11 protein-coding genes are annotated in these 14209 nt (G+C 51.2%); 3 read left to right on the top strand and 8 right to left on the bottom strand.

The annotated features are described in order from the left end of the window. Nucleotides 1-2340: a penicillin-binding protein 1B gene (gene mrcB, locus C7A19_RS07465; protein ID WP_116644594.1), complete on the top strand. Its 2340-nt coding sequence runs from the start codon at nt 1-3 to the stop codon at nt 2338-2340. 113 nt (nt 2341-2453) lie between these two features. On the opposite strand, the gene C7A19_RS07460 is transcribed toward mrcB, so the two are convergent. The 4 genes from C7A19_RS07460 to C7A19_RS07445 all read right to left on the bottom strand — a co-directional run bounded on the left by C7A19_RS07460 (nt 2454) and on the right by C7A19_RS07445 (nt 7808). Next, a complete protein-coding gene (locus C7A19_RS07460; protein ID WP_116644593.1) occupies nt 2454-3224 on the bottom strand; it encodes an ABC transporter permease in 771 nt (256 codons plus the stop codon). Beyond that, entirely contained in the window at nt 3221-4144 is a 924-nt protein-coding gene (locus C7A19_RS07455) for an ABC transporter ATP-binding protein (RefSeq protein ID WP_069363390.1), read from the bottom strand. Before C7A19_RS07455 ends, C7A19_RS07460 begins: the two co-directional genes overlap by 4 nt. A gap of 14 nt (nt 4145-4158) precedes the next feature. Then, entirely contained in the window at nt 4159-5811 is a 1653-nt protein-coding gene (locus C7A19_RS07450; RefSeq protein WP_102505702.1) for a SulP family inorganic anion transporter, read from the bottom strand. Between the two features lie 341 nt (nt 5812-6152). Then, a complete protein-coding gene (locus tag C7A19_RS07445; RefSeq protein ID WP_116644592.1) occupies nt 6153-7808 on the bottom strand; it encodes a SulP family inorganic anion transporter in 1656 nt (551 codons plus the stop codon). Nucleotides 7809-8021: 213 nt separating this feature from the next. On the opposite strand from C7A19_RS07445, the gene can reads away from it, so the two are divergent. Next, a complete protein-coding gene (gene can, locus C7A19_RS07440) occupies nt 8022-8681 on the top strand; it encodes a carbonate dehydratase (RefSeq protein WP_116644591.1) in 660 nt (219 codons plus the stop codon). Between the two features lie 144 nt (nt 8682-8825). On the opposite strand, the gene hpt is transcribed toward can, so the two are convergent. Beyond that, the gene (gene hpt / locus C7A19_RS07435; RefSeq protein ID WP_046074001.1) at nt 8826-9356 is read right to left on the bottom strand and encodes a hypoxanthine phosphoribosyltransferase; all 531 of its coding nucleotides are present in this window, start codon (nt 9354-9356) and stop codon (nt 8826-8828) included. A 347-nt stretch (nt 9357-9703) separates the two neighbouring features. Between hpt and C7A19_RS07430 the strand changes: the two genes are divergently transcribed. Then, nucleotides 9704-10309 carry a TetR/AcrR family transcriptional regulator gene (locus C7A19_RS07430; RefSeq protein WP_077484278.1) on the top strand — a complete coding sequence of 202 codons (606 nt, stop codon included), beginning with the start codon at nt 9704-9706 and terminating at the stop codon, nt 10307-10309. Between the two features lie 59 nt (nt 10310-10368). Here C7A19_RS07430 and C7A19_RS07425 read toward each other — a convergent pair whose 3' ends face one another. The 3 genes from C7A19_RS07425 to C7A19_RS07415 form a co-directional block, all read right to left on the bottom strand. Next, nucleotides 10369-11415: an ABC transporter ATP-binding protein gene (locus C7A19_RS07425; protein ID WP_069363381.1), complete on the bottom strand. Its 1047-nt coding sequence runs from the start codon at nt 11413-11415 to the stop codon at nt 10369-10371. Beyond that, on the bottom strand, nt 11412-13043 hold the full coding sequence (locus tag C7A19_RS07420) for an iron ABC transporter permease (RefSeq protein WP_116644590.1): 1632 nt from the start codon (nt 13041-13043) through the stop codon (nt 11412-11414). The genes C7A19_RS07425 and C7A19_RS07420 overlap by 4 nt, the downstream gene beginning before the upstream one ends. Before the next feature lie 63 nt (nt 13044-13106). Further along, nucleotides 13107-14123, bottom strand: coding sequence for a Fe(3+) ABC transporter substrate-binding protein (locus C7A19_RS07415; protein ID WP_069363379.1), 1017 nt, complete (start codon nt 14121-14123; stop codon nt 13107-13109). Nucleotides 14124-14209 lie beyond the last annotated feature (86 nt).

The raw sequence follows: 14209 nt of genomic DNA, 5'->3' as shown, positions 1-14209 counted from the left end.
ATGGCAGAGAAAAAAACACGCTCACGCCCGAGCAATAAAAAACGTTCATCACCCAAACGCCAGCCCAAGAAGACGCCGACTAAGCCAAGTTGGGGGAAACGCCTGTTAGGCCTAGGGCTAAAGTGCAGCCTCGTCGGGATTGCCGCCGTGGTCATGTTAGGGATCTATCTAGATGGCAAAATCCAAGACAGATTCAGCGGCCAGATTTGGCAACTTCCTGGGGTCGTTTATGGCCGAGTCATCAACCTGTCTCCTGGTAGCGATTTTTCCCTCTCACAGCTACGCCAGCAACTGGATGCGCTTAATTATCAGAAGGTACGCACCCCAAAACGCCCTGGCGAGTACTCAGCGTCAAGCACCCGGCTGGAGATCATTCGTCGTCCATTTGATTTTGAAGATGGGCCCGCGCCGGCACGTCATGCGATGTTGAGCTTTGCTGACGGCCAAGTGGGTAAAATCACCGAGGTAAGCAGCCAACAACCGCTGGGATTATTGCGTATCGAACCCAAGCTATTGGGCATGATGGAGTCCGGTATTCGTGAGCAACGTTTATTCTTGCCACGAGAGCGTTTCCCTGAGTTTTTAGTTGAAGCCTTGATCACCACGGAAGACAGAGACTTCTATCATCACGAAGGCGTTTCGCCTACCGGTATTTTGCGTGCCTTGGTTGCCAATATTCGCGCAGGGCGCACCGTGCAAGGAGGCTCGACGCTGACTCAACAGTTAGCTAAGAACTTGTTTCTCACCCGTGATCGCACATTGTGGCGTAAGGTACAAGAAGCTTACATGGCACTGATCCTGGATTTTCGCTATAGCAAAGACAAAATCCTTGAGGCCTACCTCAATGAGGTTTACCTCGGCCAAAACCGTGGTGAGCCCGTACACGGCTTTCCTTTAGGGGCGCGCTTGTATTTCGGTCGTCCTATCAGTGAGCTACGTGTTGATCAACTCGCGCTACTGGTTGGCATGGTAAAAGGGCCATCTTATTACAATCCCTTCCGCCACCCTGAACGCGCGAAAACACGACGCGACCTGGTGCTGCGCTTGATGCTCGAGCAAAATCTGCTCACCAGTGCCAATTATGATGCCGCCGCCAGTCGTCCGCTCGATATTCAGGCCACCCCCACACTATCGCGTCCCCAGCCCGCCTACTTTGATCAGCTCAAAGAAGAGATCCGCCACAATGTCGGGGACAAATATGCCGCGGGCGAAGGGCTGCGTATATTTACCACGCTCGACCCTGTCTCACAGCAAGCGATTGAAGGCGCAGTCGTCGATAAGGTCAAGGCACTTAAAGGCCGAGCAGGTAACAAGCTTGAAGCGGCAGCGGTGATTGCCGACCGCCGCAGCGGTGAAGTTCGTGCCATGGTCGGCGGCGCACGCCCGGGCTTCGCAGGCTTTAATCGCGCATTAAACGCCAAACGCCCCATCGGCTCACTGTCAAAACCGGCGGTGTATCTGACCGCGTTGAGCCACCCGGAACGTTTCCAGCTCACCAGTAAGATTGACGATAAACCGATTCGCTTGGAGGGTAGCCAAGGCAGTAGCTGGCAACCACGCAACTATGATCGCCAGTATCGAGGCCGTGTGTCCTTACTCACCGCTCTTGCCAAGTCTTATAACGTCCCGACGGTAAATCTCGGCATGCAGCTGGGGTTAGATGAGGTGATCAAGACCTTCGGCAAACTGGGCGCCAATACCGAGAATATCCCTCAGGTACCGTCTTTGCTTCTTGGCGCGTTTAGCATGAGTCCGTTCGACGTTACCCAAATCTACCAAACGCTCGGCAGTGGTGGGCAACGTGCCCCCTTAACCGCCTTACGCGCGGTCACCATCAAAGAGGGACAAAACCTTTATCAAAACTGGCCAAAAGCAGAGCGTGTCGTGCCTCAGCAAGCTGGCTGGCTAACGCTATACGCGATGAAGCAGGTCGTTCAGCAAGGGACGGGACGCTACTTGACGCGTCGCCATGGCAATGTGGCACTCGCGGGCAAAACCGGTACCACAGATGATAACCGCGATAGTTGGTTTGTCGGTATCGATGATAAAGAAGTCACCACGGTGTGGCTTGGCCGCGACGATAACCAATCAACTGGGCTCACCGGCGCTTCAGGGGCATTGCGTGTCTATGATGATTATCTCAGTCGCCGAGGCGCCAGTGCGCTGACGTTATCATGGCCGGCGAACGTCACCACAGTCGCCGTGACCCAGCAAGGCAGTCAGTACCAGCTGAATTGTCGTGGTGAAATGTCGCTACCGATTTGGGACATTGATGGGCAGTTTGCCAAACGCTGTGGTCAGTCAGACCCTGTCGGGTGGCTAAAAGGTTTGTTTAACTAAGCGTCAGCACAGCATCAGGCGTCATTGTTCAAGCCAGCAATAAAAAGCCCCGGCCATGATGGCCGGGGCTTTTGTATCCGGTATCAAACCGAATTATTGGTACTGAGAGGTCGTTAACTACGCAAGCCTGTTCCTCTGGAAATCAAGCCCCACGCCAGGGCATACAGCCCGATGATGAACAGCATCAGCACCCCAAACGATGTCATGATTCCGACATCTGACACGCCAAGAAAGCCGTACCGGAACGCGTTCACCATGTACACAATCGGGTTCAGTTTTGACACGCCCTGCCAAAACTCAGGCAGCAGGGAGAGCGAATAAAACACCCCCCCTAGGTAAGTTAATGGCGTCAAGATAAAGGTAGGGATCAGGCTAATATCGTCAAAGGTTTTGGCGAAAATAGCGTTAATCAGTCCACCCAGTGCAAACACCGCCGAGGTCAACACCACGGTGGTAATCACAATCAGCGGATGCGCTATCTGCAAATCGACGAAGAATAGGGAGGTCATGGTCACCAAGGCGCCGACCGCTAACCCCCGACACATGCCGCCACCGATATAACCGGCAATGATCACATAGTTTGGAATGGGGGCGACCAACAACTCCTCAATATTATGTTGGAACTTGGCACTAAAAAATGAAGACGCCACGTTCGAGTACGAGTTGGTGATCACCGACATCATGATAAGCCCCGGCACGATGTATTCCATATAGGAGAAGCCTTCCATCTGGCCAATCCGCGAGCCAATCAGATTACCGAAAATAATAAAATAGAGGCTCATGGTAATCGCGGGCGGCACCAAGGTTTGCACCCAGATACGGGTAAAGCGCGCCACTTCTTTATGAATCAGGGTGCGAAAGGCCACCCAATACAACGCATTCATGCACGCTCCTCCCCATTTTGCTGAATTAAGGTGACAAATAACTCCTCAAGGCGGTTTGCCTTGTTGCGCATCGACAGTACCTGCACCCCTTGTTGCGACAACTGGTCAAAAACAGGGGTCAATCCGACTGACTTATTCACTTCCACTTCCAAGGTATTGGTATCGGTTTTCTGCCAATTAACACCGTCCAAGGTGCTCAGTTTATGCCCCGGCTGTAAATCAAGGATAAACGTCTCTGCGTCCAGCTTCGCCAGCAAGGCCTTCATGGAGGTATCTTCCACCAGCTCTCCTCGATTGATAATACCGATGTTGCGACACAAGGTTTCGGCTTCTTCAAGGTAATGGGTGGTAAGAATGATGGTGATCCCTTGCCGGTTTATCTCGGTGAGAAAGTCCCACATGGAACGACGCAGCTCAATATCGACACCGGCGGTTGGCTCGTCCAAAATCAACAGGCGAGGCTCATGCATCAACGCGCGGGCAATCATTAAGCGACGCTTCATGCCCCCCGATAAATTACGGGCAGGCTCATGGCGCTTATCCCATAAATCGAGCTGCGAGAGATATTTTTTCGCGCGTAATTTGGCTTGGTCGCGGGGCACACCATAGTAACCCGCTTGGTTCACCACGATTTGTTCCACTTTCTCAAACTGGTTAAAGTTAAACTCTTGTGGCACCAGTCCGATCTGCTTTTTGGCCTCCACCTTTTGGGTATCGAGATCGTAGCCAAAAATGCTCACCTGCCCCTGGGTTTTATTCACCAGTGAGCTCAAAATGCCAATGGTGGTGGATTTACCCGCCCCATTTGGCCCCAATAGCGCATAAAAATCGCCCTCCTCGACAGAGAGCGATACCCCTTTTAGCGCCTTAACACTGGTCCCATAGGTTTTGACCAGGTCTTTGATGTCGATGGCTTTCATAAGCTCCCGTTCTTTTAAGGCATGACCTCGGTCACTCGGTGCGCGGCACGGAGTGCATCATAACGGCTATCAAAGGTGTGATCGTCGGTGAGCCAATTTTTAACATGCAAGCGCTCAAGCTGATCCCGTGTTTTTTGATGGGGACAGAGCAGAAAAACTTGGCAATTGGCATCCACCGCATCTTTGATCGCATTTTCCAGCGCGAGGCCGACGGTCATATCAATCATGGGCACGTCACTGAGGTCTAAGATCATGACATCGAATTCCTCAATTTTACTGTGCTGACGTGCAATCGCTTTCGAGACACTGAATATCATTGGGCCTGAGAGATAGAAAAACAACACTTTTCCGTTGGCGCTATCTAATAAAGCCCTTTCCATCTCACTCAAGGGGACGTCATCTTCATCCGCATCACTGATCGCTTTGACCTGCTTTTCTTGCTCACGGCTTAAGTGTTCAATGGCAATAATATTGGCAATAAACACGCCCACACCCACTGCCACAATTAAGTCCACCAGCACGGTCAATATCATCACCCCATACATGATCACGGTTTGATGTAAGCTGACTTTGTGGGCACGTTGGATAAAGGTGCGGTCAAGGATATTGAACCCCACATAAATAGCGATACCCGCCAGCACCGCCATCGGGATGGGCTCAGTCAAAAAGCCTGCGACCAAGATCACCGCCGCTAAAATAAGGGCGCGCACAATGGCCGCAAAGGGTGAACGTCCACCCACTTGCACATTGACCACCGTGCCCATGGTGCCACCCGCGCCCGGCAAAGCGCCAAATAACCCCGCGACCATGTTGGCCAGTCCCTGCCCGCGCAGCTCTTTATCCGAATCATGCTCTTCGCGCGTCAAGGAGTCAGCGATGACCGCAGAGAGCAAGGTATCAATGCACCCCAAGGTCCCCAACACTAACGCATCCACCATCATGGTGGTGAGTACCTCACTGTCAATGTGTGGCAGCATCAAGGTGGGCAAGCCGGTGGGAATCACACCAATACGGCGAATCGCCTCAAGATCAAACCACCACATTGACAACACAGTCACCACCACCAAGGCAACGAGTTGCACCGGCATATAACGGCGATATTTTTGTGGGAAAGAAAAGAGGATCCCCAGCGTCAGTAGTCCTAATAGCAGCTCACTTTGTTGGGTATGCGCGATGAGATCGGGCAGCGCTTGCAGGGTCCCGAGTACGCCACCGTCAGGGGTGCCTTGCCCCAGTAAAGGCGGCAACTGCAAAATGATCAAGATAACGCCAATGCCGGACATAAAGCCCGATATCACGCTGTATGGCATTAAAGTGACGTACTTTCCAAGCTTCAAGGTTCCTAAGATCACTTGGAATAAGCCCGCCATCATCACCACGGTAAAGCCCATTGCCATGCCCCCTTCGGGATAACGTGACACCATGGTGGTGAGTACCGCGGTCATGATCACTGTCATCGGGCCGGTCGGCTCTGAGATAAGGGTTGAAGAGCCACCAAACAACGCAGCAAACAGGCCTACTAAAATGGCCCCCCACATGCCGGCTTCGGCACCGGCACCTGACGCTACCCCGAAGGCCAGCGAGAGGGGCAAAGAAATAACCGCCGTGGTGACGCCCCCAAACAGGTCCCCTTTCAGGGTCCAGTTCTTGAATCGTTCGAATTTCAAAACAGCTGATCCTTTCAAGTCGTATGCAGTATCACGGCCATGACGGCTTTACTCACTGGCACGGGGGTCCCCCAGTGCGCGCGCCAGTATATAGGAATGTGCACAAGATCAAATCAGGAGGGGAAACGCATGGTCAGTTTTCAACCAAAAAGAATAAAATGATGAGAAATGTGGCAAATATTCACTAAATATCTTGTATTTAAGTGATCGTGATGGGGTGTTTTTGGCTAGTCGGGAAACGCGCGGATCCCTCTAAAAAGCCATGACAGCACACAAACCCGCTCATGACGCCAGTTTGCGAGTTTGTGTGTATCAAGGTGTAAGAGACGTTGAACAGTGCGCTATGGCATCACTTCTACCAAGCGGTTGGCCGCCTCTAATGCTGGTTTGCGTGTGGTAAAAATATGCGCGTCTCTGACCCAATCACCGATGTGAAGGCGCTGCAGCTGCTCACGTGTCTCATCGTGCGGGCACAGTAAAAACACCGTGCACTCGGCCTCACGCGCATCTTTAATCGCGTTCTCTAACGCCAAGCCAACCGTCATATCTAACATGGGCACATCGCTTAAATCCAATATCATCACACGGAACTCGTTGATGTGCGCATGCTGGCGTGCAATCGCTTTCGAGACACTGAAAATCATCGGACCGGAAAGATAGAAAAACAACACTTGGCCATTGCTGGCATCAAGCAGCGCACGCTCTTCGTCATCAAGCGGCACTTCATCATCTTCGGCATCACTGATGGCCCGCACTTGCTTGGCTTGCTCTCGACTTAGACGCTCAATCACCAATAAGTTGGCAATGAATACCCCCAAGCCAACGGCAACAATCAAGTCGACAAATACCGTCAGCGCCATCACGCCATACATGATCCCCGTCTGCTGTAAGCTGATCTTGTGGGCGCGATGAAGAAAGCTCCAATCGAGGATATTAAAACCGACGTACAAGGCGATGCCCGCCAATACTGCCATCGGGATGGGCGCGGTCAGCGCACCGGCGACCAATACCACCGCGGCTAACATCGCCGCCCGCAAAATTCCCGATAAGGGAGAACGCGCGCCTACTTGTACATTCACCACGGTGCCCATAGTCGCCCCCGCGCCAGGGAGCGCACCAAATAACCCGGCAATCATATTGGCAATGCCCTGCCCACGCAGCTCGCGATCAGAGTTGTGTTCTTGCCGCGTCAGTGAGTCAGCAATCACCGCGGTTAATAAGGTATCAATACACCCTAAGGTACCCAGCACGAGGGCATCAATCACCATCGCGGTAAAATGTTCTGCCGTGATATGCGGGATCACCAGCGAGGGTAAGCCAGTGGGTATTTCCCCAATACGACGAATGCTGTCGGTATCAAACAATAAAATCGACACCAAAGTGATACTGACGAGTGCGACAAGCTGTGCGGGAATAAAACGACGATATTTCGCCGGAAAATAAAACAAGATGCCAAGCGTCAAAACACCGAGAAATACCTCTTTAAAATCGGCATTAGCGAGTAAGTCAGGCAATGCTTTGAGTGTGCCAAGCGCCCCGCCAGACGGCGCTGCTTGCCCCAATAACGGCGCTAGCTGGAGCAAAATCAAGATCACCCCAATCCCTGACATAAAGCCTGACACCACACTGTAGGGCATCAAGGTAACGTATTTCCCCAGCCTTAAACTGCCAATCAGAACTTGGAACGCGCCAGCCATCATCACCACGGTAAACGCCATGGCAACGCCTCCTTCCGGGTAGCGAGCCATCATCGCGGTTAGCACCGTGGTCATGATCACTGTCATCGGCCCAGTGGGCTCGGAGATCAACGTTGATGAACCACCAAATAGCGAGGCAAACAACCCGACTAGAATCGCGCCCCATAGCCCCGCTTCCGCGCCAGCGCCTGAGGCGACACCAAATGCAAGCGCCAATGGCAATGAGATAATCGCGGTAGTGACCCCACCAAACAAATCCCCTTTTACTGTCAGCTGCGCAAATCGTCCTTTATCAAACACGCACTACCCCTACTGCGGTTAAGATCATGATAGAGCGAACAGTATACGAATTTTCTTGGATTAACCTATCCGAGCAGTGGTGTTGCAGGTAAACAGCGTGATCCATTGGACGCGAAAGGTGTAAAAAAATGTGAAAATTGATCTCAGTATATTTCAACTCCCCTCATTGCGGTATAGTGGCAATTGATAACTTTGCCAAAAGACTGAGTGGATATGGCCCAAATCAAAGCGTTGTTCGCCAACAATAAAGCCTGGTCAAAAGACATTCGTGATACCAACCCACAATTTTTTGCCGAGTTGGCGAAAGAACAACATCCAGAATATTTATGGATTGGCTGCGCCGATAGTCGCGTCCCCGCAGAGCGCCTGACTGGCTTAGACTCGGGCGAGCTTTTTGTTCATCGTAATGTCGCCAATCAAGTGATTCATACCGATCTCAATTGTTTATCCGTGGTGCAGTACGCCGTCGACGTGCTGCAAATCAAACACATTATTGTCTGTGGCCACTATGGTTGTGGCGGGGTACATGCAGCGATTGAAAATCCTGAGCTGGGTTTAATTAACAACTGGTTACTGCATATTCGTGATCTCTACCTCAAGCACAAAAGCTATCTTAGCCAACTGCCCGCACAAGCCCGTGGTAACCGGCTGTGTGAGATCAATGTCGCCGAACAGGTTTATCATCTGGGCAATTCAACGATTTTGCGAGCGGCCTGGGAGCGCGGCCAAGATGTGAAGGTCCATGGCTGGTTTTACGACACCACCGACGGGATCTTGCGGGATCTAGGGATGACCGCCAATAGTCAGGAATCACTGGAAATCAACTATCAATCGGCAATGTGTGAACTCGTGTCTGACCAGGTCGAGTGTTAGTCTTTCCACTCCTCCCTGACAAGGCAGGATGGCACTCGCCTGTCTCATGGGGTCAAAAAAACCGAGCGACCGCTCGGTTTTTCATTGCTCGTGAGACGCTCTGTCGCTCTGCGCGATGATTAGCGTTGCCAATCACCGTGAAAATTAATCCAACGGAATCACTTTACCGACATACGGCAGATGGCGATACTTTTGCGCATAATCAATGCCCACACCGACCACAAATTCATCTGGAATCGTAAAGCCCAACCAATCAACCTTGACGTCGACTTCTCGGCGCTCTGGCTTGTCTAACAATGTACAAATACGTACAGAATTTGGCTCGCGCAAAGACAGGATTTCACACACCTTGCTGAGCGTATTGCCGGTATCGATGATATCTTCGACTAAGAGTACATCTTTGCCTTTAATATCATCATCTAAATCTTTCAAAATACGCACATCACGCGTACTTTCCATGCTGTTGCCGTAACTTGATGCGGTCATAAAGTCGACCGCGTGCGGCATATCAATCGCACGGCATAAATCCGCCATGAAAACGAACGAGCCACGCAGCAGCCCCACTAATACCAACTCCGATGAGTCTTTATAGTGCTCGCTGATCTCGGCGCCCAAGGCTTTGACTCGCGCCTGTACGTCCTGCTCTGAAATCATCACTTCAACGGTGTGTTTCATATCTGCCCCGATGGTTGTCTCTCCACAAAAGGGAGGTCACTAACAAAGGTGGCATAGTCTAGCACTAAATCGATTGCGGATCCCAGTGAGTGCGTTTTTGCCGCTTATGCACCTACACACTAGTTGGCTATCACGCTGATTGATAAGAAAAAATAATCAATGCCTTTGTTTTTAATAATGAATGACTTTTTTTGCAGACAAAATTACTGTTTTACGGCCTAGATCAGGCTTCTAGCCGTTGTCAGGCCATAAATGGCTGGTATAAACTCGATCTCGCTAATAATAAAATCATTAGCACAAACAATAATTAATTTGTACAAACCAAAAATAAGTTGGCAGGTTTTAGGATGGCTCAATCAAATGAGAGAACAAGGACGCGGCTATCGCCCGAGCGCCGCAAAGAGCAGTTATTAGGGTGTGGCTTAGATGTGTTTGCGAAACGCGGGATTGGTCGTGCCGGACACGCCGATATTGCCGAAATGGCAGACGTCTCCGTCGCAACAGTATTTAACTACTTCCCAACCCGTGAAGACTTGGTGGAAGAGATCTTGGCCCAGACCGAGAAACACTTCATAAAACTCATTAATGAGTGCACCGAGCAAGATCAATCAATGCGAGCATCGCTAAACTGCATTACCTCGCAAATTATCGACACGGCACTGGCAGACAAAGCTTGGATGAAAGTCTGGTTTGAATGGAGTACCTCTATTCGCGAGGATATTTGGCCACGCTTTGTCAAAGGCAGTCGAGATGCGATGGATCAGTTCGAGCACGTGTTCGAGAACGGGATGGCAAAAGGTGAAATGGTCGACCGTTACCAACCGCGTGAGCTTGCCAGTATGTTAGCTGGGGTGTGCTATGTGCTGTTTTTACAGGCGCACCAACAACCAGATAAAACGGCTTTAAACGCCATGGCTCAGCACTATGTTGATGTACTGTGCCAACAAAGCTAACCAGGCGGTCAACCTAGTAGAAAGCCAACCCCTCGGTTGGCTTTTTTGGTTCTGGTGTCTTAATCGTCAATAAAACTCGGCCCATCATTGAACAGGACGGGCTCGTGAGGGCGGATATGTAAACTGACTTTATCCCCAACCAATAGCGGCTCGCGCGCGTGCACCGATAGTTTTTGACCGTGGATATCGATGGTGTAACGGCTGCTGTCCCCCATAAACTGCTGAGACAATACCTGCCCTTCCCCCTTCTCATCAGCACGAATGCTAAGAAACTGCGGTCTCAGTAACCACCAATGCGGGCCTGGATGACAATGCACCGGACGAGGCCAAGGGCCGAGCGGTGTCTGCATTTGTTCTTGCGACGAGACCGTTACCGGCACATACGACCCTTGACCAAGAAAGTCAGCGACAAAGCGGCTCGCAGGTTGGTAATAGACCTCAGTGGTATCACCATACTGTTCAATGAGCCCCTGATTCATTACCGCTAGCTTATCGGCAAACGCGAATGCTTCCTCTCGGCTATGCGTCACCAGGATCGCCGTCACCCCTTGGGATTTAAAAATGCGTCGGATTTCTTCAATTAAATCATGACGAACCTGGGTATCAATATTTGAAAAGGGCTCATCAAGCAATAACAGATCGGGTTCATAAGCCAGCGCGCGCGCTATCGCCACCCGCTGTTGCTGGCCGCCCGAGAGCTGGTGAGGATAGCGGTCTCCCAGCTCCGCCAGACGCACCAACTTGAGCATCTCAGCCACTTTCTCACTGCGCGCCGCCGCGCTGAATCCAGACAGACCAAACCCCACGTTGTCTGCCACCGTAAGGTGTGGGAACAGCGCATAGTCTTGAAAAATCATCCCAATATTGCGTTGCTCTGGCGGGATTGAATGCTGAGTATCATCCATGAGTTTGCACCCAATCGATAGTTTTCCTGACGATAATGGCATTAATCCAGCCATTGCTTTTAGCAACGTCGTCTTCCCGCAGCCACTGGCACCGAGCAAGCACACAATCTCTCCCGGCGCGACTTGCAGCGACAAATCCTTTAAAACAGGCGTACCGTTATAACTGCAGGTCAAATTCTCTATCGCGAGCGCACACTTCATTGATATTTTTGCTCCAATGACCGGTTAATCAGGATAAGGGGAACCAAGCCAACCACGACCAACAAAATGGCAGGTAAGGCGGCATACTCCAAGTGCTCATCCGAGGTAAAGTTGTATACATACGTGGCCAGTGTTTCGAAATTAAAAGGGCGTAGTAGAATCGCTGCATTGAGCTCTTTCATCGACTCAATAAACACCAACAGCATCGCAATGAGCGTGCCCCGCCGAATTAAGGGTAAATGCACACGGCGAATCACCCCTGTGGTGGTGCATCCCATGGTTCGCGCCGCCATATCCAGTGACGGAGGAATTTTGGCCATGCTTGATTCAATACTGCCAATGGCGACGGCACTGAACCGCACGACAAACGCGACCAATAAGGCCACCATGGTGCCAGATAATAGGAGGCCAGGCCGTCCCCAGCCGTAATGCGTGGCAATATCGTTAATGAAGTGATCACCGCGGGTCAGTACTAACATCACACCAATCGCAAGCACCGTCCCTGGCACCGCATAGCCCATCGACGCCAACCGCATGGGGGCAACACTGACCCCATGCCCACGCAGGCGGCGATACACATTCACGGTCCACGCAATACCCACCGCGATCAGAGCCGCCAAACTGGAGGTATAAAAGCTGTTATAGCTAAAAGTGGCAAACTCGCTGACCGCATTTTTTTCGTAGTAGTGCCATGCATAAACTAACAGCTGTAGCAGGGGTAAAATAAACGCCAGTGACAGCAGACTCCAGCACCAGGCTAAAACGCCCACTTTACGCCAGCCTGTTAAGGGCATTTTCTCAATCGCATCACTGCTCGAGCTTGGACTAAATTGCGCTTGTTTGCGTCGCCCATAACGTTCCGCACTGATCAAAAGGAAGATAGCCACCAGCATGATCGCTGAGATTTTAGCGGCAGCGGTTAAGCTCGAATAGCTCAACCAAGTATCATAGACCGCGGTCGTAAGAGTGCTGACCGCAAAGTAATTGACCGTACCAAAATCGCCTAGTGCCTCCATTGCCACCAAAGAGGCACCTACCGCAATCGCCGGCCGTGCTAACGGTAAAGAAATGCGCCGAAAGCTTTGCATCGGTGAACAACCGAGCAAACGCGCTGATTGGGTCAAGGTGACACTCTGCTCCATAAACGCGGCACGGGTGAGCAGGTAGATATAAGGGTATAAGACTAACGCCAGCACAAAACACGCACCTGGCAAGGTACGCATATCGGGAAACCAGTAATCATTGACCGTTTGCCATTCAAACAGCGCCCGCAAGCCGCGTTGTAATGGACCCGCATAATCAAACCAGTCAGTATAGATATAACCGATGATATAGCCCGGCATCGCAAGCGGAAGCACCATCGCCCACTGCAGTTGCTGGCTACCCGGTACCTGATACATGGCCAGCATCCACGCGGTGGGAACCCCGAGAATGATCGCAATCGCCACCACGCCAGCCACTAATAAGCTGGTATTCAAGGTGTAAGTCGGTAGTACGGTCTCGAACAAATGGGGAAAAATATCCCCGGTATCGCCCACCGCGGTATAAAAGATCGCTAAGATCGGCAAAACCAGCAACAGAGCTAAGCTCCAACTGCTGGTTTTTATCATGGGTAATCTATCTCGCATGGCCTACTACATTAAGGCGTCAGAGAAAGACAACAGGGGCGGCAGCCGCCCCTATGCAATGGCTTACAGGTCGAACTGAACTTCATCCAGCAGTTTCACTGACTGGCTGTAGTTATCCGCAATCGCCTCAAGCGGCATTGGGTCATGCTTGTAGTCGCCCCAAGACGCCACCAGCTCAGACTGCTCAACACCCGGCTTCACCGGCTCTTCGAAGTTCACCTCAGCATACATATGCTGTGCTTTGTCTGACGTTAAAAATTCCATTAGTTTTAGCGCGTTTTCTTCGTTCGGTGCGTACTTCGCCATCGCCATGCCACTCACGTTCACGTGCGTACCGTAAGCATTCTGGCCTGGATAGTTCAAGTAAACCGCTTCCGCCCACGCTGTTTGTTCTTCGTCGTTCAGCATTTTGCCCAGGTAATAGCTATTACCTAGTGAGACGTCACACAGGCCTTCTTTGATCGCTTTCACTTGTGCACGATCATTGCCTTGTGGTTTACGTGCGAGATTGTCTTTTACGCCCTCAAGCCACTCTTTGGCTTTCGCTTCACCGTGGTTTTCGATGATAGCTGACACCAGAGAAACATTGTATGGGTGTTTGCCTGAACGGGTGCAAATCTTGCCTTTCCATTCTGGTTTTGCCAAGTCGAGATAATCAAAATCGTCACCCAGTTTGCCGACACGCTCGCGAGAAGAGTATACCGCACGTGCACGCGTGGTTAGCGCGACCCACTTATCTTCACTATCACGGAACTGCTCAGGTACGTTTTGATCGATGAGATCGCTTTGCACAGGCTGCACTACATCTTGGTTTACCAGCTCTTTAAGGCGTGAGATATCAACGGTTAGCAGTACGTCGGCCGGGCTGTACTCTCCTTCTTGCTTGACCTTTTCCGCCATGCCTTTTTTAGCGAACTTAACATTCACTTCAATGCCGGTCTCTTCGGTAAACGCATCGAACATAGGTTCAATCAAGAAAGGTTGGCGATACGAGTAAACATTGACTTCTTCGGATGCGACCGCGGCGCTGGTTCCTAATAGGCTTGCGGTAATAGCCGAGGCAATCAGTAGTTTTTTCATCGTGGCAGTCCTTAAATATGATGATAAATGATAACGAATCTCAGTTTCGTTAGTATACAACTAATAACCTGGTGCTCAATATGATC

Origin of the sequence: Salinivibrio sp. HTSP (assembly GCF_003390965.1) — a bacterium.
Taxonomy (GTDB): Bacteria; Pseudomonadota; Gammaproteobacteria; order Enterobacterales; family Vibrionaceae; genus Salinivibrio; species Salinivibrio kushneri.
The sequence above is the reverse complement of the archived record's forward strand: the minus strand, read 5'-3'. Positions and strand labels throughout refer to the sequence as shown.